Source organism: Serratia sp. (in: enterobacteria), from assembly GCF_052400455.1.
Classification (GTDB): Bacteria; Pseudomonadota; Gammaproteobacteria; order Enterobacterales; family Enterobacteriaceae; genus Serratia; species Serratia ureilytica.
This window is the reverse complement of the sequence record NZ_CP185812.1, coordinates 4,184,225-4,208,287: the sequence shown is the minus strand read 5'-3', so window position 1 is coordinate 4,208,287 and position 24,063 is coordinate 4,184,225. Positions and strand designations below refer to the sequence as shown.

Sequence of the window (24,063 nt, the reverse complement as noted above, 5' to 3'; positions counted from 1 at the left end):
CAACAACTTAAGTTATTCGAATTGTGCATCCTGACGTTCAGAGATGCGACCTTGTTCAAGCAGCGCTTGTTCAATGGTCTGCTGCAGCATCCGTATGCGTTGTTCCATATTGGACGCATAGTCACGGGTTTTCAACCGTTCTTGAGCAAGTTCGTGACAGACGTTCAATGCCGCGATGAAAACCAGTTGCTCAGTATTGGAGACTCTAGTGCGAACTTTAAGATCTTGCAACCGTTGGTTAAGATCGTCCGCCGCCATATTCAACGCATCTTGTTGTTCTGGCGGGCAATTGACTCTTAACGAGCGGCCAAAAATTTGAATATCTACCGGTTGTGCAGACATGCCACCTTCCTGCCTAAATTTCGCGCCAGCCTTGTCCGCCCGGGCCGGGCCGTCAAAGCGGGCGCCACTATATATACCTCGGTACCAAGATACAACCCCTTTTTCAGTACCTGGTTGTAATCTACTGTGGCGGACATTGCCAGTCAAAAAAGGGTTTCAAAATGCGTATTTACCGCACTTTCGTCACCCGCCGGCGCAGTGTGAAACCTGCCACATCGCGATTATAACTAGCCACTGAGGTGTCGCGCTTATCTGGTATAGCGACGGACCTTGGTGGTAGCATAACACGAACTTATCCTGCCAACGATGACGAATGCGCATGTCTATACAGAATACATTTCCAAGTTACCAATCTTTGACCGTGGCCCTCAACCAGCAGTCGGTGGCGCTGACCGCGGCAGAAATGCACGGCCTGATCAGCGGCCTGCTGTGCGGCGGCAGCCGTGACGCCGGCTGGCAGGCGCTGGTGCACGATCTGACCAACGAAGGCGTCGCCTTCCCGCAGGCGCTCAGCCAACCGTTGCAGCAGCTGTATGAAGCGACGCGTGACACGCTGGAAGATGACGAATTCCTGTTCCAACTGATGCTGCCTGAAGGGGAGATCGTCAGCGTGTTCGATCGCGCCGACGCGCTGGCCGGTTGGGTCAACCACTTCCTGCTCGGGCTGGGCATGATGCAGCCGAAGCTGGCTCAGGTGAAAGACGAAGTCGGTGAAGCGATCGATGATCTGCGCAATATCGCGCAGCTGGGCTACGACGAAGACGAAGATCAGGAAGAATTGGAACAGTCGTTGGAAGAAGTGGCGGAGTATGTGCGGGTCGCCGCCATCATGTGCCACGGCGAATTCACCCGTCACAAACCGACGGCGCCGGAAAATATCAAACCGACGCTGCACTAAACGTTCTATCGCCTCTCCGCCGGCGGTGCGGATGGCATGATTTCAGGAGAAGGTAATGACTCAGCAGGAATTCAACAACCGCCGCCAGGCGCTGTTGGCGAAAATGGCGCCGGCCAGTGCGGCGGTTATTTTCTCTGCGCCGGAAACGACGCGCAGTGCAGATTCAGACTATCCCTACCGGCAGAACAGCGATTTTTGGTACCTGACCGGCTTCAATGAGCCGGAAGCGGTGCTGGTGCTGATTAAAAGCGATGAAACGCACAACCACAGCGTGTTGTTCAACCGGGTGCGCGATTTGACGGCGGAAATCTGGTTTGGCCGCCGCCTGGGGCAAGACGCCGCACCGGCAAAGCTGGGCGTGGATCGCGCGCTGCCGTTCGATGAAATCAATGACCAACTGCACCTGCTGCTCAACGGTCTGGACGTGGTCTACCACGCGCAGGGCGAATACGCCTATGCCGATCAGATCCTGTTCAGCGCGCTGGACAAGCTGCGCAAGGGGTTCCGCCAGAACCTGCAGGCGCCGGCCACCGTTACCGACTGGCGGCCGTGGCTGCACGACATGCGGCTGTTCAAGTCGCCGGAAGAGCTGGCGGTGATGCGCCGCGCCGGTGAGATCAGCGCGCTGGCGCACACCCGCGCGATGGAAAAATGCCGTCCGGACATGTTCGAATACCAGCTGGAAGCGGAAATTCATCATGAGTTCACCCGCCTCGGCGCCCGTTACCCGTCTTACAACACCATCGTCGGCAGCGGCGAAAACGGCTGTATCCTGCACTACACCGAGAACGAGAGCCAGATGCGCGACGGCGATCTGGTGTTGATCGACGCGGGCTGCGAGTACCAGGGATACGCCGGCGACATCACCCGCACCTTCCCGGTCAACGGCAAGTTCAGCCGGCCGCAGCGCGCGGTGTACGACATTGTGCTGGCGTCGCTGCAGCGCGCTTTGGAACTGTTCAAACCCGGCACCAGCATTCGCGAAGTCAATGACGAAGTGGTGCGCATCATGGTGGTCGGGCTGGTGGAGCTGGGCGTATTGAAAGGTGAAGTCGACCTGCTGATCGCCGAGCAGGCGCACCGTCAGTTCTTCATGCACGGGCTGAGCCACTGGCTGGGTCTCGACGTGCACGACGTTGGCCACTACGGCACGCCGAGCCGCGATCGGCTGCTGGAGCCGGGCATGGTACTGACCGTGGAGCCGGGGCTGTACATCGCGCCGGATGCGGACGTGCCGGCGGAGTACCGCGGCATCGGCATCCGCATCGAGGACGATATCGTGATCACCGCCGACGGCAATGAAAACCTGACCGCCACCGTGGTGAAAGACGCCGATGCCATCGAGGCTTTGATGGCGGCGGCAAGGTCGTAGCATGAGCGTTATTATCGTTGGCGGCGGTATGGCGGGCGCGACGTTGGCGCTGGCCATTTCGTCGCTCACTCAGGGAAGAATGGCGGTGGATCTGGTCGAGGCGACCCGGCCGGACGACCGCAGCCATCCGGGCTTTGACGCCCGCGCCATCGCACTGGCGCAGGGCACCTGCCAACAGCTGGCGCGCATCGGCGTTTGGCCGGCGCTGCGCGATTGCGCTACGCCGATCACTCAGGTGCACGTCAGCGATCGCGGGCACGCCGGGTTTGTGAATCTGCAGGCGCAAGATTATCAGGTCGATGCGCTCGGCCAGGTGATCGAACTGCACGACGCCGGGCAGCGGTTGTTCGCGCTGCTGGCCAAGGCCCCCGGCGTTACGCTGCACTGCCCGGCGCGGGTGGTGGACGTGATTCGCACCGCAGAGCGGGCGGAAGTGCTGCTGGACAACGGCCAGCGTCTGCGCGGGCAATTGCTGGTGGCGGCCGACGGCTCGCGCTCTGCGCTGGCGCAAGCCTGCAATATGCAGTGGCGGCAGGAGGACTATCCGCAGTTCGCCACCATTGCCAACGTCACCACGGCGGAAGATCCGCAGGGGCGCGCCTTTGAGCGCTTTACTCGCTATGGGCCGCTGGCGCTGTTGCCGATGTCGCAGGGGCGCAGTTCACTGGTATGGTGCCATGCGCGCGAAGATCGCGCCCAGGTGGATGCCTGGGACGACGAGCGGTTTATCGCCGAGCTGCAACAGGCCTTCGGCTGGCGGCTGGGGCGTATCCTCAAAGCCGGTAAACGGCACAGTTACCCACTCGGTCTGCTGACCGCCGATCGCCATGTCAGCCACCGGCTGGCGCTGGTGGGCAACGCGGCGCAAACGCTGCATCCTATCGCGGGGCAGGGGTTCAACCTTGGCCTGCGCGACGTGATGTCGCTGGCGGAAACGCTGGCGGAAGCGGCAGACAGCGGCGAAGACGCCGGCGGTTACGCACTGCTGAGCAGTTATCAGCAGCGGCGGCAAAACGATCAGCGGGCGACGATCGGCGTGACCGATGGGTTGATTCATCTGTTCGCCAACCGTTATGGCCCGCTGGTGATTGGCCGCAATCTGGGGCTGATGGCGATGGAACGTTTGCCGGCGATACGCGATGCCTTCGCCAAGCGTACGCTGGGCTGGGTGGAACGTTAGAGACATGGTCGGGCGCTTTAACGCGCCCAAAGCGCGGCGCGGCAAGGCGTCGCGCGTTATTTAAGGAAATCGAGCAGCATGCAATCATTTGACGTGATTATCGCCGGTGGCGGTATGGTGGGGCTGGCGTTGGCCTGCGGCCTGCAGGGCAGCGGACTGCGCGTGGCGGTGCTGGAGCAGCGCCAGCCGGAGATGGCGCCGCCGTCGGAACAGCCGGCCCTGCGCGTCTCCGCCATCAATGCCGCCAGCGAGCGGTTGCTGCAGTACATCGGCGTGTGGGACGACATTCTCCAGCTGCGCGCCAGCGCCTATAACGCGATGGAAGTGTGGGATCGCGACAGCTTCGGCAAAATCGCCTTCCGCGGCGACGAGTGCGGCTTCAGCCATCTCGGCCACATCATCGAAAATTCGGTGATCCAGCAGGCGCTGTGGAAACGCGCCGAAAGCCTGTCGGACATCACGCTGATTACCCCGGCCGCGCTCAAGCAGGTGGCATGGGGCGAGAACGACGCCTTCGTCACGCTGGAGGACGGCCGCATGCTGACCGCCCGGTTGGTGATTGGCGCCGACGGCGCCCAGTCGTGGCTGCGCCAGCATGCCGATATCCCGCTCACCTTCTGGGATTACCGCCACCACGCGCTGGTGGCCACCGTTCGCACCGAAGAACCGCATCAGGCGACGGCGCGGCAAATTTTCCACGGCGACGGCATTCTGGCGTTCCTGCCGTTCAGCGATCCGCATTTGAGTTCTATAGTCTGGTCGGTGACGCCGGAAGAAGCCGAAAGGCTCAAACGGCTGGAACCGGCGCAGTTCAACCGCGAACTGGCGATGACCTTCGACATGCGCCTGGGGGCTTGCAGCCTGGAAAGCGAACGACTGGCGTTCCCGTTGACCGGCCGCTATGCGCGCAGCTTCGCAGCGCACCGCCTGGCGCTGGTGGGCGATGCGGCGCATACCGTGCATCCGTTGGCCGGCCAGGGCGTTAACCTGGGCTTCATGGACGCCGCCGAGCTGATTTCCGAACTGCGCCGCCTGCAGCGGCAGGGCAAGGATATCGGCCAGCACCTCTATCTGCGCCGTTATGAGCGCCGCCGCAAACATGGCGCGGCGGTAATGCTGGCCAGCATGCAGGGTTTCCGCGAACTGTTCGACGGCAATCACCCGGCCAAAAAGCTGCTGCGCGACGTGGGCCTGCGGCTGGCAGACAGCCTGCCGGGCGTCAAACCGAAGCTGGTGCGTCAGGCGATGGGCCTGAACGATCTGCCCGAGTGGCTTGCCTGATCCCTTCCTTCTGCGGGCCCGCACCGGGCTCGCGCTTCCCGCCTTATTCCATCGCTTTTCCTTATATAACCCTTCATTTGAAATAATCTAATTTCAGCCGCTTTTTATCATTACTTTTTCTAATTCCATGTTCGGTTATCAAAAGTCCGGATCCCATGTGAGGCCATAGGTTTGTTATATAAGTTCGGCGTTTTGCCGCTTTAATTGTTAATTTTGTGCCTTAAGGCGCATTTTTCCAGTGAAAAACTCTGCACACTAGCCCGGCGTTTTACCGCCCCGGAACGGCGATGAGCCTATTTTAACTTATGGTTAATGTGGTCGTTCGGTGATAAGTTCGAGGGAAAGGTATCGTTTGCGTCACGGCGGTTGCACGCAGTTTCCGCCCGTCCCGGCGCAGCATTTGTGTTGAGCAGTCAGTGCGCCATGGCGATCGGGCCGCGAGCCAGGCTCCGCCGCATTGCGTGGCAGCACCCTAACTTCTAGCGACGAGTGGAAAGAGGGAAAAGATGGCAAAGCAAACCCCACTGTACGACCAGCATGTGGCGTGCGGTGCGCGCATGGTAGACTTTCACGGCTGGATGATGCCGCTGCACTACGGCTCGCAGCTCGATGAGCACCACGCGGTGCGTCAGGATGCCGGCATGTTCGACGTGTCTCACATGACCATTGTGGATCTGCACGGCGCCCGCACCCGCGAGTTCCTGCGCTACCTGCTGGCGAACGACGTCGCCAAACTGACCCAACCCGGCAAAGCGCTGTACACCGGCATGCTGAATGCCTCCGGCGGCGTGATCGACGACCTGATCGTTTATTTCCTCACTGAAGACTATTTCCGCCTGGTGGTGAACTCCGCCACCCGCGACAAAGACCTGGCCTGGATCGAAGAGCACGCCGCGCCGTATGGCGTCGCGCTGACGGTGCGCGACGATCTGGCGCTGATCGCGGTGCAGGGCCCGCAGGCCAAAGAGCGCGCCGGCACCCTGTTCACCCCGGAGCAAAAAAGCGCGGTCGAAGGCATGAAGCCATTCTTCGGCGTGCAGGCCGGCGAGCTGTTCATCGCCACCACCGGTTACACCGGCGAGGCCGGCTATGAGATCGCGCTGCCGAAAGAGCAGGCGGCGGATTTCTGGCAAAAATTGCTGGCCGCGGGCGTCAAGCCGGCCGGTCTGGGCGCGCGCGACACCCTGCGCCTGGAAGCGGGCATGAACCTCTACGGGCAAGAGATGGATGAAGGCGTTTCGCCGCTGGCCGCCAACATGGGCTGGACCATCGCCTGGCAGCCGGAAGATCGCCGTTTCATCGGCCGCGAAGCGCTGGAACAACAGCGCGAGCAGGGCACCGAGCAACTGGTCGGCTTGATCATGACGGAAAAAGGCGTATTACGTAATGAGCTGCCGGTGCGTTTCACCGACGCGGCGGGGCAAACCCACGAAGGCGTGATCACCAGCGGCTCGTTCTCTCCGACGCTGGGCTTCAGCATCGCGCTGGCGCGCGTGCCGGCAGGCATCGGCGAGCAGGCTATCGTGCAGATCCGCAACCGTGAAATGCCGGTCAAAGTGACCAAGCCCGGTTTCGTTCGCGCCGGCAAGCCGCTGACAAATTGATTTTTTATTGATTGATTCTTTTATTTCTTCGAAGGAGTAACCGGCGATGAGCAATGTGCCAACAGAATTGAAATACGCATCCTCCCACGAGTGGGTTCGTGCAGAAGGTAACGGCGTTTACACCGTAGGCATCACCGAACATGCGCAGGAACTGCTGGGCGATATGGTGTTTGTCGATCTGCCGGAAGTGGGCCGCAGCGTCGCCGCCGGTGAAGATTGCGCCGTGGCGGAATCCGTCAAGGCGGCATCGGACATTTACGCGCCAATCAGCGGCGAAATCGTGGCGGTGAACGGCGAGCTGGAAAGCTCTCCGGAACTGGTGAACAGCGAACCTTACGGTGACGGCTTCCTGTTCCAGATTAAAGCCTCCGACGAAGGCGAGCTGGCGAACCTGCTGGACGCCGCGGCTTATCAGGCCTCGATCGACGAGTAATCGTGACCACGCCCCAGGCCTTTCGGCCGGGGCGTTTTAGTTACCGTTCAAGCTATATCCCGTATCACGCAAGCATTCAGGAATTTGTAGCAATGACTCAGACACTCAGCCAACTCGAACACAGCGAAGCGTTCATTGAACGCCACATCGGCTCTTCTGCGGAACAACGCCAGGAGTTGCTGGCAGCGGTGGGCGCTCGCTCGCTCAGCGCGCTGATCCAACAGATTGTGCCGGCGGACATTCAGCTGCCGGGGCCGCCGCCGGTCGGCGACGCGGCGACCGAACATCAGGCGTTGGCTGAGCTGAAGGCGATCGCCTCGCAGAATCAGCGCTACAAATCCTATATCGGCATGGGCTACAGCGCCGTGCTGACGCCGCCGGTGATCCTGCGCAACATGCTGGAAAACCCGGGCTGGTACACCGCTTATACCCCCTATCAGCCGGAAGTGTCGCAGGGCCGTCTGGAAGCGCTGCTGAACTTCCAGACCGTGACCCTCGATCTGACCGGTCTGGATCTGGCCTCCGCTTCGCTGCTGGATGAAGCGACCGCCGCCGCCGAGGCGATGGCGTTGGCCAAACGCGCCAGCAAGCTGAAAGACGCCAACCGTTTCTTCGTGGCTGACGACGTGCATCCGCAAACGCTGGACGTGGTGCGCACCCGCGCCGAAACCTTCGGCTTCGACGTCATCGTCGATAAAGCGGAAAAAGTGCTGGAGCTGGACGGCGTGTTCGGCGTGCTGCTGCAGCAGGTGGGCACTACCGGTGAACTGCACGACTACAGCGCGCTGCTGGCCGAACTGAAATCGCGCAAAATCATCACCAGCGTGGCCGCCGACATCATGGCCCTGGTGCTGCTGACCGCGCCGGGCAAGCAGGGCGCCGACGTGGTGTTCGGCTCCGCGCAGCGCTTCGGCGTGCCGATGGGCTACGGCGGCCCGCACGCCGCCTTCTTCGCCTGCCGCGACGAGTTCAAGCGTTCGATGCCGGGCCGCATTATCGGCGTTTCCCGCGATGCCGCCGGCAACACCGCGCTGCGCATGGCGATGCAGACTCGCGAGCAACATATCCGCCGCGAGAAAGCCAACTCGAATATCTGTACCTCGCAGGTGCTGCTGGCCAACATCGCCAGCCTGTACGCGGTGTATCACGGCCCGCAAGGCCTGCAGCGCATCGCCGGGCGCATCCATCGCCTGACCGACATTCTGGCCGCCGGGCTGCAGAAGGCCGGCCTGACGCTGCGTCACCACACCTGGTTCGACACCCTGACCGTCGAAGTGAAGGACAAGGCCGCCGTGCTGGAGCGCGCGCTGAGCTTCGGCATCAACCTGCGTACCGACATTCACGGCGCCGTCGGCATCACGCTGGATGAAGCCACCTCGCGTGAAGACGTGCAAACGCTGTTCGCACTGCTGGCCGGCGACAATCACGGTCTGGACATCGACGCGTTGGACGCGGCGGTGAGCAAAAACAGCCAATCGATCCCGGCCGCCATGCTGCGCCAGGATCCGATCCTGACCCACCCGGTATTCAACCGCTATCACAGCGAAACCGAGATGATGCGTTACATGCATCGCTTGGAGCGCAAGGATCTGGCGCTGAACCAGGCGATGATCCCGCTGGGTTCCTGCACCATGAAATTGAACGCCGCGGCGGAAATGATCCCGATCACCTGGCCTGAATTCTCAGAGTTACATCCGTTCTGCCCGCCAGAGCAGGCGGCCGGTTACCAGCAGATGATCGGCCAACTGTCCCAGTGGCTGGTGCAGCTGACCGGCTATGACGCGGTGTGCATGCAGCCGAACTCCGGCGCGCAGGGCGAATACGCCGGCCTGCTGGCGATCCGCCGCTACCACGAAAGCCGCAACGAAGCGGGCCGCCACGTCTGTCTGATCCCGAGCTCGGCACACGGCACCAACCCGGCCTCCGCCCAGATGGCGGGTATGAGCGTGGTGGTGGTGGCCTGCGACAAGAACGGCAACATCGATCTGCATGATCTGTGCGTCAAGGCGGAGCAGGCAGGCGAAGAACTCTCTTGCATCATGGTGACCTACCCGTCGACCCACGGCGTGTATGAAGAAACCATCCGTGAAGTGTGCCAGATCGTGCATCAGTTCGGCGGTCAGGTGTATCTGGACGGCGCCAACATGAACGCCCAGGTGGGCATCACCACGCCAGGCTACATCGGCGCGGATGTTTCGCATCTCAACCTGCATAAGACCTTCTGTATCCCGCACGGCGGCGGCGGCCCGGGCATGGGTCCGATCGGCGTGAAAGCACACCTGGCGCCGTTCGTGCCGGGCCACAGCGTGGTGCAGATCGACGGCGTGACCACCCAGCAGGGCGCGGTCTCCGCGGCGCCGTTCGGCAGCGCCTCCATCTTGCCTATCAGCTGGATGTACATCCGCATGATGGGCGCGGAGGGCCTGAAGCAGGCCAGCCAGATGGCGATCCTGAACGCCAACTACATCGCCACCCGTTTGAAAGACGCGTACCCGATTCTGTATACCGGCCGCGATCACCGCGTGGCGCACGAATGTATCCTCGATATTCGTCCGCTGAAGGAAGAGACCGGCATCAGCGAAATGGACATCGCCAAGCGCCTGATCGACTTCGGTTTCCATGCCCCGACCATGTCGTTCCCGGTGGCGGGCACGCTGATGGTCGAGCCGACCGAATCGGAAAGCAAGGTGGAGCTGGATCGCTTTATCGATGCGATGCTGGCGATCCGCAGCGAAATCGACCGCGTCGCCAAGGGCGAATGGCCGCTGGAAGACAACCCGCTGGTGAATGCGCCGCACGTGCAGGCGGAGCTGGTCAACGACTGGCAGCATCCGTACAGCCGCGAACTGGCGGTGTTCCCGGTGGCCGGCGTACGCGAGAACAAGTACTGGCCGAGCGTTAAGCGTCTGGACGACGTGTACGGTGACCGTAACCTGTTCTGCTCTTGCGTGCCGATGAGCGATTACGAATAACACGTTCGGCAAAGTTTGTGTTCGGGGGACACCGCATCATGCGGTGTCCCTTTTTATTTTATAGCGGCCTATTCTTTCCTTTACGTTCCCACGATTTGAGGAGTCACCATGCAAGCGGCAATCGTAACAGCGCTGGGGCAACCCCCGGTTTTCGGCACCTTTGAGGAGCCTCAGGCGCAGGCGAATGAAGTGCCGATCGACGTTCTGGCGGCCGGCATCAAACAGCTGGATCGCGCCACCGTCGCCGGGACCCACTATTCCAGCCCGAAGCAATTGCCGATCGTGCCCGGCACCGATGGCGTGGGCCGTACGGCGGACGGGCAACGGGTGTACTTCGCCTCTTTCCGTCGCCCTTACGGCGCGATGGCAGAGCGCAGCGTCGCGTCCTGGACGGTGCCGGTGCCGGCGACGGTGGACGACGCCACGGCGGCCGCGCTGATCAATCCGGCCTTCGCCGCCTGGCTGCCGCTGCGCTGGCGGGCGGATCTGCAGCCCGGTGAAACGGTGCTGATCATCGGCGCCACCGGCACCTCGGGCAAGCTGGCGGTCGCGGCGGCGCGTCAGGCGGGGGCCGGACGCATTGTTGCCGCCGGCCGTCGACTGAGTGTGTTGGAGGCATTGGGTGTAGACGCCACGGTGGATCTGAGCCTGCAGGGCGAGGCGCTGACGCAGGCCTTCGCGGCGGCGGCGGGGCCGGGCGGTTATCAGGTGATCGTCGATTACATCTGGGGCCCGGCGACTGAAGCGCTGCTGGCGACGCTCAATAATCACGATCTCTCGTCTTACGCCGGCGGACGCGGCATTCGCTTGGTCAATGTCGGTTCGATGGCCGCGCCGGACATCCGGCTGCCGGCGGCGGTGTTGCGCAGCAATCAGCTGCAGATCCTCGGCAGCGGTACCGGCAACTTCCCGCCGATCCCGGAGATGCAGCGCTACGCGACCGAGATTTTGGCGCTGGCGGCGACCGGATCGCTCACTATCGAGACGCAGGAGCACGCGTTGGCGGAGATCGCCGAGGTGTGGGATCTGAACAAGAAAAGCGACGTGCGTTCGGTGATGCGCATCGCCCGTTAACCCCGGCCGCTAGCGGCAAGGGCAGACCAGGTGAATGTCTTCCGGCTCACGGGCGAACAATTCGGTATCCGGCTGTTCGATGAGCCGACAGCCCTGCGCCAGATAGAAGTCTACGGTGCTTTTATTGGGGATGGAGGAGACATACAGCCCGGCGGCGCCGTCTTGCGCCGCCTGATGCAGGCAGAGCTGGAACAGCTGCCTGCCTAACCCCTGGCCGCGTTTGTGCGCGCTGACGTAAAAGAACAGCAGCTGGCGCAGATCCCGCTGTGGGCCGCGCGGCTCGGTGTCCAGCGCCGCCGCCGCCACGATCTCCTCGCCTTCGAACAGCGCGAAGAACGCGCCGCCGCGATCGAAGCACGCTGCGTGGATTGGCGTATAGGTTTCCCGATCGTGCGGATCCCAGCCGCGCACGTCGTAGTACTCCGCATAGGATTGCAACTTGCCGTCCTGCAGGCGATACAGAGTGTCGATAATTTCGCTGCGGTCGATATCCCATAGCCGGTCGAGTTGCTGCCGTTGCAGCAGAACAGGGGCAATCATGGTCGTGGTTCACTCTCAGTCTGTGGCCGATAACTTTCCGGCAAATCGATGATGAAGCCGATGCCGCGATCGTCAAGGCCTTCGGTGACGCGCAGCTGCGCGCCGATTTTGTCGGCCAGGTTTCGGGCGATGGCCAATCCGAGCCCGCTGCCGGTTTGCTGCGTGCCGGGCACGCGGTAAAAGCGTTCAAACAGGCGGGAATGGTGTTCTTCGCTCACCCCCGGGCCGTTATCGCGCAACGTAATATAGCAGCCGAGCGGCGCCAGCGAGCGAATATTGGCCTCGATGCGGCTGCCGGGCGGCGCGTACTTGAGCGCGTTATCCAGCAGGTTGGTGAAGATGGCGATCAGCGCATGGCGGTCGGTACTCACCACCACATCCTCGCTGCCGTCGAGCGACAGTTCGACATCTTTCTCCAGCGCATAGGGGACGTGCTGTGCGATGCATTTGCCGATCTCCGCATAGATGTCCACCGCCTCAATCGTCAGCGGAAAATCTTCCGCCTCCAGCTTGGCCAGGTTGATCAGCTGGCGTGACAGCGACGCCGCGCGATCCAGCCCTTGCTGCATGTCGCCGATGATTTCCCGGCGCTCCTGCTGCTCGCTGACCTGGGTCAGCAGATGCAGCTGCGCCAGCACGGCGGCGATCGGCGTGCGCAGCTCGTGCGCGGCGTCGGCCATAAAGCGTTTCTCGCGCTGATTGGCCGCGTCGATGCGCGCCATCAGTTTGTTGACCTCCATCACCACCGGCCGGATTTCCTGATACTGCTCGCTGACGTTGAGCGGCGACAGGTTGCCCGGCTGACGATCGGAAATGGTGCGGGCGATCTGGCGCAGTGGCCGCAGGCTGAAGTAGGCGGTAAACAGCAAGGTAATGATGATCGCCGCCAGAATGCCAAGCAGCGGTACGGCGGTGCTTTCCGCCGGATTGCCGAATATCGTGGTGCGATCGTTGAAAGACTCGCCGACGATCACCCGGTACTGGCGCTTTTCGCTCCAGCTGCCGGCAAGGTGCCAGTTGGCGCCGGCGTAATTGACGGAGCCGGACAGCACCGAAGGCGGCAGGCGCAGCGGTTCTTCCTGCGTTTGTGAGCAGTAAAGCACCCGGTTATCCCGATCGTAAACCACGAACAGCGGATGATAGTCGAATTGATCCTGCATGCCATTATTGATGGAATCAATGTACATGCTTTCGATGGTTTTGATGATGCCGCGGTAATCGATATTATCGGTGCCGGTTTCATCGAGAATATTGGCGATGCCTGCGGCGACGATGCGTTGCTGGTTATCGAAATATTTCTCCATGTCGGGGTAATACCAGTACTTCACCCAGGCGACGAGGATCCCCCACAATAATAAAATGGCCAGGACCTGGAAAATAATGGTGCGCATAAAGAAGGATTTGAAACCGATCATCCCGCTACTCTTTCTTCAGCAAATAGCCAATGCCGCGTACGGTAATGATTCTTTCTTTACCAATCTTGCGGCGTAAATTATGCATGTGTACTTCCAGCGAGTTGCTTTCCACGCTATCGCCGTGGCCGAACAGCCGCTGTTCCAACACCGCTTTGCGCACCACGGTGCCGGCGCAGCGCATCAGTTCGTGCAGCAGGTGATACTCTTTTTTCGACAGCATCAGCAGTTCGTTATCCAGCATGACCTGATGGTTGACCGGATCGAGATACAGCGCGCCGAGGCTCCAGGTTTGAGACGCGAAGCCCGCCATGCGCCGGTTGACCGCTTTGACGCGCGAGATGAGTTCGGGCAGCGCGAAAGGTTTGGCCAGAAAGTCGTCCGCGCCGGAGTCGAGGCTGTTCACCAGGCTCTCGATGCGATCGCGGGCGGTCAGGATGATGATCGGGATATTCTGTCCGGCGGCGCGCCAGGCGATCAGCTTCTGCAAACCGTCGCCGTCCGGCAGCGTGAGATCCAACAGCATCAAATCGAACCCGCCGGGTGAAAGTTTATTTTCCGCGTCGGTGAGCAGGCGCACCCAGCACAAATTAAAGCCGGCCAGCTCCAATGCTCGGCACAGCGCCTTGCCTAATTGCAGGTCGTCTTCCACCAACAGTATGTTCACGTTATTTCCGCTGAGAGCCTTGAGTCGCGATTATCTAACTATAACGCTGGCGGGAAGACAACGAGGAAAACCGCTCTGCCTACGCGTTCTTAAGCAAACCTTAATCTGGCTTTAATCTCGCGTTAAGGGAGCGGGGGGGAATTTCAGTTATTTTGCTGCCATTCGAAATCATGGCTGAGGGAGCGAAACATGCAGACTGAAGGTTTCCCGAACGCGGGCGCCTCGCGGCGGCTGATGTATTCAGGCGTGGCGATGCTGCTCGTTCTGTTGATGCTGTCTTTTCGCGGTGATGCGCAGAGCCATAGCCACGGCGGCCATCATGCTTCCGCTTTGCAGCGGGTGCATCAGGCGGCGGCGACGGACGCTTACGGCTGCGCCAAGTCGCGCATTAAAAAGCAGCTGCGCCGCCTGGCTCAGCTTTGAAGCGTTTTTTAGGGTGCCGCTCTATACTCTGACGGGCAAACGGAAGGCCTGTGCGCAGGCCGTTGTTGACATCGCCAACCAGAGAAAAAATACGATGATGAAAGTGGCATTGGTGACCGGCGCAAGCCGGGGAATTGGCCGCGCGACCGCTTTGCTGCTGGCCCGGCAGGGCTATGCGGTGGGCGTGAATTACCTGCGCGACGAAAGTGCGGCGCGGCAGGTGGTGGCGGAGATTGAGGCGCAGGGCGGCAAGGCGCTGGCGCTGCAGGCCGACGTGGCCGATGAAGCGCAGGTGATGGCAATGTTCAGCGCGCTGGATGCCGGGCTGGGCACGCTCAGCGCGCTGGTCAACAACGCCGGCATTCTGTTCCGGCAGGCGAACATTGAACAGTTGACCGCCGAGCGCATCAATAAGGTGCTCGGCACCAACGTCACCGGGTATTTCTTGTGTTGCCGCGAGGCGGTGAAGCGCATGGCGCAGCGCCATGGCGGGCAGGGCGGCGCTATCGTCAATGTGTCCTCCGCCGCTTCCCGTTTAGGCGCGCCGGGGGAATATGTGGATTATGCCGCCTCGAAAGGCGCCGTCGATTCGTTGACCATCGGGCTATCGCTGGAGGTGGCGGCGCAGGGCATCCGCGTCAACGGCGTGCGGCCTGGGCTTATCTATACCGAGATACACGCCAGCGGTGGCGAACCCGGCCGGGTGGATCGCGTGAAGAGCAGTTTGCCGATGCAGCGCGGCGGCCAGCCGCAGGAAGTGGCGGAGGCGATCGCCTGGCTGCTGTCTGACGCCGCGTCTTACGTGACCGGCACCTTTATCGAGGCCGCAGGCGGGCGTTGAACGCATCCGGAGAATTTTGACATCCCTTCGGAGGTGATGTATTTTGATTAAATAACAACCAAAATGTAGTTACAAAAATGTATTTTTATTTTGAATGGAATCAGGATAAAAATCACAGTAACCAGCGCAAACACCGTGTCAGTTTTGAGATAGCGCAACGGGTTTTTCTGGATCCCAACCATTTGGCTGTGCTGGAAAGGATCGAGGATGGAGAAGAACGTTGGCAAACGATCGGTATGGTCGGATCCTGTTTGCTATTGCTGGTGGCACATACGACGATCGAAACGGATGTCGAAGGCGATACAGTAGAGATCGTGCGTATCATTTCAGCACGCAAGGCCGATGCCAAAGAGAGGGGAAGATATGAAGCGCAAAAATTCCGCCAAAAATCTGGCCCATAGCGTACTCCCGCCGTTGACGGAGGAGCAGAAAGCGCAAATTGCTTCACTGAGTGCGTTGCCGGACGAGGGCATCGATTATGCCGATGCGCCGGCGCTGGGGGAAGAAACGTGGCAGACTGCGGTTCAGGGGCGTTTTTATAAGCCGATGAAAGTATCAAAAACCATCCGAATCGATGCGGATGTGTTGGCTTGGCTTCAGCGACCAGGCAAAGGCTATCAGAAACGCCTGAACGCCGTGTTGCGTGAGGCGATGTTGAAAGAGCATGAGCACGAGGAATAATTTGTGTCAGGCGGCTAACGATCCGGTGAGATTCTCACCGGATTTTTTTGCTGTTTTTTCAGGTAATGCGTTATCAACGCCGGCTGTCTCCTTGCGGCGCTCGGTCAAAACCACACAAACGGTCATTAACGGTCATGCCGCGGAACGTGGAATTGTGACCGTTTACCGTTTCTCTCCTGTCTGTCTCAGGCGGTCGCGCATCATAACTGTCTGTTACTCCACACTTTCGTAATTATTCATTTCATTTCCTTCCCGATTTTTTTGACAACTATCACAGCGCGATCGTTGCCCGATCGCGGGGCGATGCGCTTTGCGTCTGCGCGCAAAACGCGGCGCGGCAAATCGATATCGTAATCATCGTCGTGGAGGAGAAAAGAAACATGCTGCCTGTAGAACGTCATCGCTTTATTACCGAAGTCTTGAGCCAGCGCGGCCGCGTGATGGTGCAGGAGGTGGCGCAGCTGTGTCACATCTCTATCGAGACGGCGCGGCGTGATCTGGCCCTGCTGGAACGGCGCGGCCTGCTGCTGCGCAGCCACGGCGGCGCGGTCTTCGTCGAGCCGCCGGCGGTGGAAAAAACCTATGTGCCCGCCGAGATAGATCAGGGGGAGTCCTTCCGCCAGCGCAGCAATGAGTCGCCGGATCAGAAGACGCGCATCGCCAAACGCGCGCTGGAGTTTATCGCGCCCGGGGATTGCCTGCTGCTGGACAGCAGCTCCACCAGCTGGTTTTTGGCGCGCCAGCTGCCGGATATCTCGCTGGTGGTGCTGACCAACTCGCTGCACATCATCCAGACGCTGGCCTGCAAGGCCAACGTGCGCACCATCGGGCTGGGGGGCGAGTATTCCGCCAAGTACGAGGATTTTATCGGCGTGCTGGCGGAGCAGATGCTGAAAGAGTTCGTGATTAACAAGCTGTTTTTCTCCTGCCACGGCATTTGCCAGGACGGCGGCATCCGCGAGAGCAATGAGCACCATGCGCGGCTGAAGCAACAGATGCTGCTGGCCTCGGAGCGCAAGTTCCTGCTGGTGGACAGCAACAAGTTCGGCCGCCGCTCGTTCGCCCGCATTTGCCATTACCGGGAAATAGATACGCTGATCACCGACAGGCTTGGCGATGACGAGTTTCGTCAGGAATTGGCCTGGAACAACGTCGATGTGATTGAAGTTTCACCCGCCGCGAAAAGGGCGGCGCGATAACAACAACGAAAACCTTTTATTACAGCCAACACTTGTGGAGAGAGAACAATGAAAAAATCCGTACTGGTCGGTCTGTTTGCCTCGCTGCTGCTGTCGGTCTCCGCGCAGGCGGCGGACAAGCTGAAAATGGGCGTGGTGGTGAAGATCGGCGGCATTCCCTGGTTCAACGCCATGGAGGCCGGCATCAAAAGCGAGAGCGCCAAACGCGGCATCGACGCCTGGATGGTCGGGCCGACGGCGGCGGATCCGGCGCTGCAGGTGCGCGCCATCGAGGATCTGATCGCGCAGAAGGTGGACATCATCGGCGTGGTGCCGAACGACGCCCGGGTGCTGGAGCCGGTGCTCAAGCGCGCGCAGGAGGCGGGCATCAAGGTGATCGTGCACGAGTCCCCCGGCCAGAAGTACGCCGACTGGGATTTTGAGCTGGTGGACGCCTCGCAGCACGGGGTCAACCACATGAAAGCGCTGGCCGCCTGCATGAAAGAGCAGGGCAAGTACGCGGTATACGTCGGCAGCCTGACGGTGCCGCTGCACATCACCTGGTCCGACTCGGCCATCAATTACCAGAAGCAGCACTACCCGAACATGCAGCTGGTGGGCGACAAGTTCGGCGTGGGGGAATCGCTGGATGACAGCGTGCGCACCACCAACGATCTGATGGCCAAATATCCCGATCTGAAAGGCGTGCTGGCGTTCGGTTCGCAGGGGCCGATCGGCGCCGGGCGCGCGGTGCTCAACCGCGGCAAAAGCAACGATATCTGCGTCATCGGGCCGTTCAGCCCAGGGCAGGGCGCTTCGCTGGTCAATCGCGGCGCCATCAAGGGCGGTTATATCTGGAACCCGATGGTGGCGGGCGAAGTGTTCGTGCGCATCGCCGACATGATGCACAAGGGCGAAAAAATCACCGATGGCATGACCATCGAAGGCATTGGCAAGGTGCAGGTGGATGCGCAGCAGCACACCATTCTCGGCAACGCCACCGAAAGCCTGGATAAGCAAAACCTGCCGAAGCTGGTGAAGATGGGGCTGTAATCATGGCGATTTCCGGCAATACGGCAACGCGGGGCGCGCCGCTGATCGAACTGCAACAGCTGTCGATGACCTTCGGCGGGCAGCGCGCGCTGAACGATATTTCATTGGCGCTGATGCCGGGGGAGGTGCACTGCCTGGCCGGCACCAATGGCTGCGGCAAGAGTACGTTGATCAAGGCGATCGCCGGCGTGTATCAACCGGATGACGGCAGCCGCATTACCTTCGATGGGCAAACCTTCGGCCGGCTATCGCCGGATCAGGCGCGCGCCTTCGGCATTCAGGTGATCTATCAGGATCTGTCGCTGTTTCCCAACCTGACGGTGGCGGAAAACATCGCCTTTGAGCACAACCTGCACGGGCTATTGGGATGGCACCGCCCGGCGAGGCTGCGGCGCACCGCCGAGCGCCTGCTGCAGGAGCTGAATTTCAATCTCGATCTCGACAAACCGGTGGCGGAACTGCCGATCGCCCAGCGCCAGCAGGTGGCGATCTGCCGCGCGCTGGTGGCGCAGGCACGGCTGGTGATCATGGATGAACCGACCGCCTCGCTGACCCGCACCGAGGTCAATCAGCTGCTGCGCACGGTGGATTATTTGAAAGCGCAGGGCATCTGCGTGGTGTTCGTCAGCCACCGGCTGGACGAGGTGCTGGAGATCTCCGATCGCGTCACGGTGATCCGCGACGGCAACAAGATCGGCACCTGGCCGGCGGCGGAGATCACCGGCGATCGCCTGACCGAATTGATGACCGGCCTGACGCTGGACTATCGCCTGAAGGCACCGAGCATGAATAAGGATCGGGTGATGCTGGAGGCGGATCGTCTCAGCCGCGCCGGGCAGTATCACGATGTCAGCTTCCGCCTGCATCAGGGCGAGGTGCTCGGGCTGTGCGGACTGCTCGGCTCCGGGCGCACCGAGCTGGCGCTGAGCCTGTTCGGCATGACCCGGCCGGACAGCGGCAAGCTTTACCTCGACAGTAAACCGGTGCGCTTTCGCGGCCATGAGGACGCGATCAGGGCCGGCATCGGTTATGTCTCTGAGGATCGCCTGACGCTGGGGCTGGTGCAGCAACAGTCGGTGGCGGACAACGCGGTGCTGGCCATTCTCGATAAGCTGCGCGGGCGTTTTCGCCTGATCGATGATTACCGCAAGAATCGCATCGTCGCGGAGTGGATCGCCAAACTCGGCGTGCGGGTGGCGGATCCGGATCAGGCGGTTTCGACGCTGTCCGGCGGCAATCAGCAAAAGATCGTGCTGGCCAAGTGGGTGCTGACCCAACCGCGGATCCTGATCCTCGACTCGCCGACCGTCGGTGTCGACGTCGGCGCCAAGGCCAGCATCTACCAACTGATCCATCTGCTGGCGCAGGAGGGGATCGCGATTCTGCTGATCTCCGACGAGGTGCCCGAGGTGTATTACAACTGCGATCGGGTGCTGCACTTCAGCGGCGGCAGCGTGATCGGCGAGTACCTGCCGGAGCAGGTGAGCCAGCAGCAGCTGGCGGAGGCGGTTAATGCGTAGATTCAGTCTGAAACCGCGCGGCAACGAAGGCTACCTGGCCTGGGTGCTGCTGCTGACGGTCATCGTCTTTTCGCTGCTCAGCGATCAGTTTTTGACGGTGCAAAACCTGCTCGATCTCAGCGAAAGCTACGCGGTGAGCGGCATATTCGCCCTCGGCCTGTTCGTGGTGCTGGTGACCGGCGGCATCGACATTTCCTTCGCCGCAGTCGCCTCGGTGGTGCAGTACCTGATCGCCACGCTGGCGACGCATTACGGCCTGGCCAGCCCGGCGGGCAGTATTTTGCTGGCGTTGGCGATCGGCGCCGCGCTCGGCATGGTCAACGCGCTGTTGATCTACTGCCTGCGCATCGTCTCGATCATCGTCACCATCAGCATGCAGGCGTTGTTGTTCGGCATGCTGATGTGGCTGACCAACGGCCGCAGCCTGTACGCATTGCCGGACTGGTGGACGCTGCCGCGCAGCGTGCTGCCGTTCCAGCTGGGTGAGCAGAGCTATCAGCTCGGTTTGCCGACGCTGGTGATGCTGGCGGTGGCGCTGCTGACCTGGCTGCTGCTGAACAAAACGCACCTCGGGCGCCAGCTGTTTGCCGTGGGCGGGGATGCGGAATCGGCGCGGCGCATCGGCATTCGCGTCGGCCTGCTGCATCTGTTCGCCTATGGCTATCTGGGCGCGATGGCGGCGATCGGCGGCCTGGTGCAGGTGTATCGTATGGGGGAAGTGGTGCCCAACGCGCTGGTGGGCGGCGAGCTCGACGTGCTGGCGGCGGCGGTGCTGGGTGGTGCCAGCCTGAACGGCGGCAAGGGCAGCGTTGTCGGCACGCTGATGGGCGTGTTCCTGATCGGCGTGCTGAAAAACGGCCTTAACCTGATCGGCGTGTCCAGCTACTTCATGAACGTGGTGATCGGTCTGGTGATCGTCGCGGCGATCACCGTCACTCACTACAAGAAACGCAAAGAAACCGACGTTGGTTTCGCCTGAGGAGCGCTTGATGGGCAAGAACCTGAAATTTCGTCTGGACGGGGCCGCCGTCGGTTTGCTGGCCTTGCTGCTGGCGGTGGTGCTCGCCTTCAGCCTGCTGATGCCGGGGCGCTTCTTCAGCGGCGCCACCTTCACCAGCGTGGCCTTCCAGCTGCCGGAGCTGGGCCTGCTGACGCTGGCGATGTTCATTCCGATCCTCAGCGGCGGCCTGAACCTGTGCATTATCGCCAGCGCCAACCTGACCAGCCTGCTGATGGCCTGGCTGTTCATCAGCTACCTGCCGGCGGACGCCGGGCTGGGCTTGCAGGCACTGTGGCTGGCCTTGGCGCTGGCGGCGGCGATGCTGCTGGCCGGGCTTATCGGCGCGGCGACCGGCGCACTGGTGGCCTACGTCGGCGCGCACCCGATTCTGGTGACGCTGGCCACCATGACCACGGTCAACGGCATCGGCATCTACCTGACGCGCGGCGCAGCCCTGAGCGGCATGCCGGAGATCGTGCGGTTTATCGGCGCCGAGAGCGTGCTGGGCGTGCCGGTGCCACTGTGGATCTTCCTGGTGGTCGCCGCCTTGCTGGCACTGTTCCTGCAGAAAACCCGGCTCGGCAAATGCATCTACATGAGCGGCAGCAACATCAACGCCACCCACTTCAGCGGCGTGAATACCCATCGGGTGCTGATCGCCATTTACACCCTCTCCAGCCTGCTGTGCGTCATTGCCGGGCTGGTGATGATGGCGCGCTTCAACTCGGCGCGCATGGGCTACGGCGACTCTTACCTGCTGCTGACGGTGCTGGCGATCATTCTGGGCGGCACCGATCCGTTCGGCGGTTTTGGCCGGGTCAGCGGCGTGGTGCTGGCGCTAATCGTGCTACAGGTGATCGCGACCGGTTTGAATCTGATGAACGTCAGCCCGCATTTCAGTCTGGCGATGTGGGGCGCCGTGCTGATCGCGGTGCTGGCGCTGAAGTTTTTCCGGCATCGCTATCGGCAGCGGCGGGCGATGCGCCGCAGCGCGGCCCAGGCCAGAACCGCGGCGGGCCACTGATCCTTTTCCCTTTTGCGCAGGATAACGCTAATGAAATACCAGATTTCGCCTTCACTGATGTGCATGAACCTGATGGATATCCGCCAGCAATTGGCGGTGCTGAACCGCCGCGCCGATATGCTGCATATCGACATCATGGACGGGCATTACGTTAAAAACATCACGCTGTCGCCGTTCTTTATCGAACAGATCCGCCCGCACACTTCGTTGTTGCTGGATGTGCATCTGATGGTGGAGAACCCGACCGACTTTATCGAGCCAATCGCCCGCGCCGGCGCGGACTTTATCTGCCCGCACGCTGAAACCATCAACCGCGACGCGTTTCGGGTGATCAATCAAATCCGCGCGCTGGGCAAAAAAGTGGGGGTGGTGCTGAACCCGGCCACGCCGGTGGAGTTTATTCGTCACTACCTTCACCTGCTGGACAAGGTCACCGTCATGACCGTCGATCCGGGCTATGCCGGGCAGCCGTTCATTCCCGAAATGCTGGAAAAGATCCGCCAATTGCGCGATCTGAAAAGCCAACAAAATCTGCGCTATCTGATCGAGATCGACGGATCCTGCAACCAGCGCACTTACCGCGATCTGATGGGCGCCGGTGCAGAAGTGTTGATCGTCGGCAGCTCCGGGCTGTTCAATCTCGATCCGGATCTGGAGACGGCATGGGAAAAAATGCTGGATCAGATGCGGCAGGCGGCCTGAGGCGGGGGACATGATGCGGTATTTTCTTGGCGTTGACGTCGGCGGCACCAATACCCGCCTGCTGTTGATGGATGATGAAGGTGAATTCAGCGGTTACCGCAAGATAGCGACCGCCGACTGGGCGCGGCAGGCCGATCCGCTGGCGGTGTTGGGCCGGCTGATCGCCGGACATTGCCAAGATCGTCAGGTGGCGCAGGTGATGCTGGGGCTGCCGGGGATCCTCAGCCGCGATCGCTCGCGGGTGCTGTCGCTGCCGTTTATCCCGGCGCTGGACGCTCAGCCGGTGGCGGCGCTGTTGGCCGATTTGCTGGCGCTGCCGGTGCGAATGGACAAGGACGTCAATCATCTGCTGTGGTGGGATCTGCAGCAGCTGCCGGCGTTGCCGCAGGTGGCGGTCGGGCTGTATCTGGGCACCGGCATGGGCAACAGCCTGTGGCTGAACGGCGATTTTTACCACGGCGCGCACGGCGCCGCCGGCGAGCTGGGGCACATTCCCTGGCCGGGCCATCAGGGCGAATGCCCGTGCGGTAAACGGGGCTGCGTCGAGAGTCTGACGTCCGGTCACTGGCTAACCGGCTGGGCGCGCGCCAACGCGGCGCAAACGCCGTTTGACCGGCTGTTCGAACGCCACGGCGATCATCCGGATCTGCAGCGCTTCGTCGAGCGATTGGCGCAGACCATCGCCGTCGAAATGAACGTGATCGACCCCCAGCGCCTGATCCTGGGCGGCGGCGTGATCGCCATGCGCGGTTTTCCGCTGGTGCGGCTGGAGCAAGAGATCCGCCGTCATCTGCGCGCGCCGCAGCCGGCGCAGGGGCTGACGATCTCCGTCAGCCGCCTCAGCGATGAAACCGGCAGCAAAGGCGCCTGTCTGGCCGCCCGGCGCCACCTCCAATTGAGCAGGGAGTACCAGCAATGAAAGGCAAAGTCTGCGTGTTCGGTTCGTTCAACCTGGATATCGTCGCCGGCATGGCGCGCTTTCCGCAGCCCGGCGAATCGCTGATCGCCCGCAACAGCATGATGGGGGCGGGCGGCAAGGGTGCCAACCAGGCGACCGCCGCGCTGCGCGCCGGAGCGCGGGTGCATTATATCGGCAAGGTGGGGCGCGACGACTTCGGCACGTTCGCCCGGCGCCACCTCGCCGCCGCCGGTTTCGATGCGGTGACGCTGTTCTCTACCGGCGATTGCCCCACCGGCAATGCGCTTATCTACGTTGCCGGCGAGGATGCGGAAAACATGATCGCCGTCGATCCCGGCGCCAATCTGACGGTCAGCGAAGACGAGGTGCGTCAGTGCCGGCCGGCGATCGCCGCGGCGGATATTCTGCTGACTCAATTGGAGAACAACCTGCCGGCGATCGAGCAGGTGATCGCCATTGCCCGCGAAGCGCAAACGTTCATCATACTCAACCCGGCGCCGTTTCAGCCGGTGCCGGACAGCCTGTTGGCGCAGGTCGATCTGCTGACGCCCAACGCCACCGAGTGCACGTTGCTGACCGGCGTGCCGGTGCGCGATGTGGCTTCGGCGCGCCAGGCAGCGCAGGTGTTGCACGCCAAGGGCATTCGTTTGCTGATCGTGACGTTGGGCACGCAGGGGGCGTTGTTCTCGGACGGGGAAAACAGCGAACTGATCCCGGCGTTTCCGGCACAGCCGAAAGACACCACCGGCGCGGGCGATGCGTTTAACGGCGCCCTGGCGGCGCAGCTGGCGAATCAGGTGCCGTTAGCCGAGGCGGTGCGCTTTGCCGCCGCCTATGCGGCGGTCTGCGTGGAGCGCGCCGGTGCGGCGGGATCGATGCCGAGCTATGAGGAGGCGTTGGAACGCCAACGGACGTTCGCGTGACGATAACGGGCTGCGGCGCGGAGG

General features: G+C 61.6%; 24 protein-coding genes. 20 read left to right on the top strand and 4 right to left on the bottom strand.

Annotated elements, in window-relative coordinates; all coding sequences use genetic code 11:
• Window positions 1–12: 12 nt before the first annotated feature.
• The gene (zapA, locus tag ACORQT_RS20340; protein ID WP_004931621.1) at window positions 13–342 is read right to left on the bottom strand and encodes a cell division protein ZapA; all 330 of its coding nucleotides are present in this window, start codon (window positions 340–342) and stop codon (window positions 13–15) included.
• A 319-nt stretch (window positions 343–661) separates the two neighbouring features.
• On the opposite strand from zapA, the gene ACORQT_RS20335 reads away from it, so the two are divergent.
• The 8 genes from ACORQT_RS20335 (at window position 662) to ACORQT_RS20300 (ending at window position 11,156) form a co-directional block, all read left to right on the top strand.
• Window positions 662–1,240: a YecA/YgfB family protein gene (locus ACORQT_RS20335; RefSeq protein WP_004931622.1), complete on the top strand. Its 579-nt coding sequence runs from the start codon at window positions 662–664 to the stop codon at window positions 1,238–1,240.
• A gap of 55 nt (window positions 1,241–1,295) precedes the next feature.
• A complete protein-coding gene (gene pepP / locus ACORQT_RS20330) occupies window positions 1,296–2,612 on the top strand; it encodes a Xaa-Pro aminopeptidase (RefSeq protein ID WP_108681929.1) in 1,317 nt (438 codons plus the stop codon).
• Window position 2,613: 1 nt separating this feature from the next.
• Entirely contained in the window at window positions 2,614–3,792 is a 1,179-nt protein-coding gene (gene ubiH / locus ACORQT_RS20325; RefSeq protein WP_164057094.1) for a 2-octaprenyl-6-methoxyphenyl hydroxylase, read from the top strand.
• A 78-nt stretch (window positions 3,793–3,870) separates the two neighbouring features.
• Entirely contained in the window at window positions 3,871–5,073 is a 1,203-nt protein-coding gene (gene ubiI / locus ACORQT_RS20320; protein WP_164057095.1) for an FAD-dependent 2-octaprenylphenol hydroxylase, read from the top strand.
• 506 nt (window positions 5,074–5,579) lie between these two features.
• Complete coding sequence (gcvT, locus tag ACORQT_RS20315; RefSeq protein ID WP_004931631.1) at window positions 5,580–6,677, top strand: glycine cleavage system aminomethyltransferase GcvT; 1,098 nt, start codon at window positions 5,580–5,582, stop codon at window positions 6,675–6,677.
• Window positions 6,678–6,723: 46 nt separating this feature from the next.
• On the top strand, window positions 6,724–7,110 hold the full coding sequence (gcvH, locus tag ACORQT_RS20310; RefSeq protein WP_025304150.1) for a glycine cleavage system protein GcvH: 387 nt from the start codon (window positions 6,724–6,726) through the stop codon (window positions 7,108–7,110).
• A gap of 92 nt (window positions 7,111–7,202) precedes the next feature.
• Window positions 7,203–10,082, top strand: coding sequence for an aminomethyl-transferring glycine dehydrogenase (gene gcvP, locus ACORQT_RS20305; RefSeq protein ID WP_444859275.1), 2,880 nt, complete (start codon window positions 7,203–7,205; stop codon window positions 10,080–10,082).
• Between the two features lie 108 nt (window positions 10,083–10,190).
• On the top strand, window positions 10,191–11,156 hold the full coding sequence (locus tag ACORQT_RS20300) for a quinone oxidoreductase family protein (protein ID WP_164057096.1): 966 nt from the start codon (window positions 10,191–10,193) through the stop codon (window positions 11,154–11,156).
• Window positions 11,157–11,165: 9 nt separating this feature from the next.
• On the opposite strand, the gene ACORQT_RS20295 is transcribed toward ACORQT_RS20300, so the two are convergent.
• From ACORQT_RS20295 to ACORQT_RS20285, 3 genes are read right to left on the bottom strand one after another with little or no spacing between them, the layout of a single operon-like run.
• Window positions 11,166–11,693, bottom strand: coding sequence for a GNAT family N-acetyltransferase (locus ACORQT_RS20295; protein WP_049866730.1), 528 nt, complete (start codon window positions 11,691–11,693; stop codon window positions 11,166–11,168).
• Window positions 11,693–13,111, bottom strand: a complete 1,419-nt coding sequence (locus tag ACORQT_RS20290) for an ATP-binding protein (protein ID WP_164057097.1) — start codon at window positions 13,109–13,111, stop codon at window positions 11,693–11,695. The genes ACORQT_RS20295 and ACORQT_RS20290 overlap by 1 nt, the downstream gene beginning before the upstream one ends.
• Before the next feature lie 4 nt (window positions 13,112–13,115).
• Window positions 13,116–13,775 carry a response regulator gene (locus ACORQT_RS20285; RefSeq protein WP_033652176.1) on the bottom strand — a complete coding sequence of 220 codons (660 nt, stop codon included), beginning with the start codon at window positions 13,773–13,775 and terminating at the stop codon, window positions 13,116–13,118.
• Between the two features lie 189 nt (window positions 13,776–13,964).
• On the opposite strand from ACORQT_RS20285, the gene ACORQT_RS20280 reads away from it, so the two are divergent.
• The 12 genes from ACORQT_RS20280 to rbsK all read left to right on the top strand — a co-directional run bounded on the left by ACORQT_RS20280 (window position 13,965) and on the right by rbsK (window position 24,039).
• Complete coding sequence (locus ACORQT_RS20280; protein WP_046687757.1) at window positions 13,965–14,198, top strand: hypothetical protein; 234 nt, start codon at window positions 13,965–13,967, stop codon at window positions 14,196–14,198.
• Between the two features lie 97 nt (window positions 14,199–14,295).
• Window positions 14,296–15,039: an SDR family oxidoreductase gene (locus ACORQT_RS20275; RefSeq protein ID WP_197806607.1), complete on the top strand. Its 744-nt coding sequence runs from the start codon at window positions 14,296–14,298 to the stop codon at window positions 15,037–15,039.
• Window positions 15,040–15,116: 77 nt separating this feature from the next.
• Complete coding sequence (locus tag ACORQT_RS20270; RefSeq protein WP_071883578.1) at window positions 15,117–15,440, top strand: BrnT family toxin; 324 nt, start codon at window positions 15,117–15,119, stop codon at window positions 15,438–15,440.
• The gene (locus ACORQT_RS20265) at window positions 15,403–15,720 is read left to right on the top strand and encodes a BrnA antitoxin family protein (RefSeq protein WP_016929995.1); all 318 of its coding nucleotides are present in this window, start codon (window positions 15,403–15,405) and stop codon (window positions 15,718–15,720) included. The genes ACORQT_RS20270 and ACORQT_RS20265 overlap by 38 nt, the downstream gene beginning before the upstream one ends.
• Before the next feature lie 380 nt (window positions 15,721–16,100).
• Window positions 16,101–16,919 (top strand): DeoR/GlpR family DNA-binding transcription regulator, encoded by an 819-nt coding sequence (locus ACORQT_RS20260; protein ID WP_042785317.1) that lies wholly within the window; start codon window positions 16,101–16,103, stop codon window positions 16,917–16,919.
• Window positions 16,920–16,967: 48 nt separating this feature from the next.
• The gene (locus ACORQT_RS20255; protein WP_164057099.1) at window positions 16,968–17,951 is read left to right on the top strand and encodes a substrate-binding domain-containing protein; all 984 of its coding nucleotides are present in this window, start codon (window positions 16,968–16,970) and stop codon (window positions 17,949–17,951) included.
• Between the two features lie 2 nt (window positions 17,952–17,953).
• The gene (locus tag ACORQT_RS20250; RefSeq protein WP_042785315.1) at window positions 17,954–19,471 is read left to right on the top strand and encodes a sugar ABC transporter ATP-binding protein; all 1,518 of its coding nucleotides are present in this window, start codon (window positions 17,954–17,956) and stop codon (window positions 19,469–19,471) included.
• A complete protein-coding gene (locus ACORQT_RS20245) occupies window positions 19,464–20,450 on the top strand; it encodes an ABC transporter permease (protein WP_025304132.1) in 987 nt (328 codons plus the stop codon). The genes ACORQT_RS20250 and ACORQT_RS20245 overlap by 8 nt, the downstream gene beginning before the upstream one ends.
• 10 nt (window positions 20,451–20,460) lie before the next feature.
• Window positions 20,461–21,495, top strand: coding sequence for an ABC transporter permease (locus ACORQT_RS20240; protein WP_042785314.1), 1,035 nt, complete (start codon window positions 20,461–20,463; stop codon window positions 21,493–21,495).
• 30 nt (window positions 21,496–21,525) lie between these two features.
• A complete protein-coding gene (gene alsE / locus ACORQT_RS20235; RefSeq protein WP_033644765.1) occupies window positions 21,526–22,197 on the top strand; it encodes a D-allulose 6-phosphate 3-epimerase in 672 nt (223 codons plus the stop codon).
• 10 nt (window positions 22,198–22,207) lie between these two features.
• Window positions 22,208–23,116 carry an allose kinase gene (gene alsK, locus ACORQT_RS20230; RefSeq protein ID WP_042785313.1) on the top strand — a complete coding sequence of 303 codons (909 nt, stop codon included), beginning with the start codon at window positions 22,208–22,210 and terminating at the stop codon, window positions 23,114–23,116.
• The gene (rbsK, locus tag ACORQT_RS20225; protein WP_033644768.1) at window positions 23,113–24,039 is read left to right on the top strand and encodes a ribokinase; all 927 of its coding nucleotides are present in this window, start codon (window positions 23,113–23,115) and stop codon (window positions 24,037–24,039) included. Before alsK ends, rbsK begins: the two co-directional genes overlap by 4 nt.
• Window positions 24,040–24,063: the final 24 nt, after the last annotated feature.

Coding starts and splice junctions, on each gene's coding strand:
- zapA (WP_004931621.1), bottom strand. CDS start 342: ATGTCTGCACAACCGGTAGATATTCAAATTTTTGGCCGCTCGTTAAGA.
- ACORQT_RS20335 (WP_004931622.1), top strand. CDS start 662: ATGTCTATACAGAATACATTTCCAAGTTACCAATCTTTGACCGTGGCC.
- pepP (WP_108681929.1), top strand. CDS start 1,296: ATGACTCAGCAGGAATTCAACAACCGCCGCCAGGCGCTGTTGGCGAAA.
- ubiH (WP_164057094.1), top strand. CDS start 2,614: ATGAGCGTTATTATCGTTGGCGGCGGTATGGCGGGCGCGACGTTGGCG.
- ubiI (WP_164057095.1), top strand. CDS start 3,871: ATGCAATCATTTGACGTGATTATCGCCGGTGGCGGTATGGTGGGGCTG.
- gcvT (WP_004931631.1), top strand. CDS start 5,580: ATGGCAAAGCAAACCCCACTGTACGACCAGCATGTGGCGTGCGGTGCG.
- gcvH (WP_025304150.1), top strand. CDS start 6,724: ATGAGCAATGTGCCAACAGAATTGAAATACGCATCCTCCCACGAGTGG.
- gcvP (WP_444859275.1), top strand. CDS start 7,203: ATGACTCAGACACTCAGCCAACTCGAACACAGCGAAGCGTTCATTGAA.
- ACORQT_RS20300 (WP_164057096.1), top strand. CDS start 10,191: ATGCAAGCGGCAATCGTAACAGCGCTGGGGCAACCCCCGGTTTTCGGC.
- ACORQT_RS20290 (WP_164057097.1), bottom strand. CDS start 13,111: ATGATCGGTTTCAAATCCTTCTTTATGCGCACCATTATTTTCCAGGTC.
- ACORQT_RS20280 (WP_046687757.1), top strand. CDS start 13,965: ATGCAGACTGAAGGTTTCCCGAACGCGGGCGCCTCGCGGCGGCTGATG.
- ACORQT_RS20275 (WP_197806607.1), top strand. CDS start 14,296: ATGAAAGTGGCATTGGTGACCGGCGCAAGCCGGGGAATTGGCCGCGCG.
- ACORQT_RS20270 (WP_071883578.1), top strand. CDS start 15,117: ATGTATTTTTATTTTGAATGGAATCAGGATAAAAATCACAGTAACCAG.
- ACORQT_RS20265 (WP_016929995.1), top strand. CDS start 15,403: ATGAAGCGCAAAAATTCCGCCAAAAATCTGGCCCATAGCGTACTCCCG.
- ACORQT_RS20260 (WP_042785317.1), top strand. CDS start 16,101: ATGCTGCCTGTAGAACGTCATCGCTTTATTACCGAAGTCTTGAGCCAG.
- ACORQT_RS20255 (WP_164057099.1), top strand. CDS start 16,968: ATGAAAAAATCCGTACTGGTCGGTCTGTTTGCCTCGCTGCTGCTGTCG.
- ACORQT_RS20250 (WP_042785315.1), top strand. CDS start 17,954: ATGGCGATTTCCGGCAATACGGCAACGCGGGGCGCGCCGCTGATCGAA.
- ACORQT_RS20245 (WP_025304132.1), top strand. CDS start 19,464: ATGCGTAGATTCAGTCTGAAACCGCGCGGCAACGAAGGCTACCTGGCC.
- ACORQT_RS20240 (WP_042785314.1), top strand. CDS start 20,461: ATGGGCAAGAACCTGAAATTTCGTCTGGACGGGGCCGCCGTCGGTTTG.
- alsE (WP_033644765.1), top strand. CDS start 21,526: ATGAAATACCAGATTTCGCCTTCACTGATGTGCATGAACCTGATGGAT.
- alsK (WP_042785313.1), top strand. CDS start 22,208: ATGATGCGGTATTTTCTTGGCGTTGACGTCGGCGGCACCAATACCCGC.
- rbsK (WP_033644768.1), top strand. CDS start 23,113: ATGAAAGGCAAAGTCTGCGTGTTCGGTTCGTTCAACCTGGATATCGTC.